This is a genomic window from Streptomyces azureus, assembly GCF_001270025.1.
In the GTDB taxonomy this organism is placed as follows: Bacteria; Actinomycetota; Actinomycetes; order Streptomycetales; family Streptomycetaceae; genus Streptomyces; species Streptomyces azureus.
In genome coordinates this window covers 1-221 of record NZ_DF968514.1, presented here as the reverse complement: position 1 = coordinate 221, position 221 = coordinate 1, and the positions used below count along the sequence as shown (strand labels likewise).

The following is a 221-nucleotide window of genomic DNA, read 5'->3' as shown; positions in this document are numbered from 1 at the left end:
GCAGAGCGGTGAGTCAGCCTGGGGTGGAGCCGGTCCCAGGCCCGGGCCGTGGCGGTGCCATACAAACGGGTCTCGGTCACCGTCGCGGCATCGGGAGTGTTCCAGGCGGCCGGATCGCCGAAGACGAACTCGCCGCCGTGGCGGGGCGGACGACCCCGGGTGCCCGGCTCGCGGGGCGGGGCCGCCCGGCGCAGGACACGGTCCGAGCGCATCCGGCCCAG

Annotated in this window: 1 protein-coding gene; it reads right to left on the bottom strand. The window is 76.5% G+C overall.

What is annotated here, in order from left to right; all coding sequences use genetic code 11:
* Positions 1-221, bottom strand: a 221-nt coding sequence (locus AOQ53_RS37865) for a transposase (RefSeq protein ID WP_148640440.1), incomplete at both ends; no start/stop codon positions are given.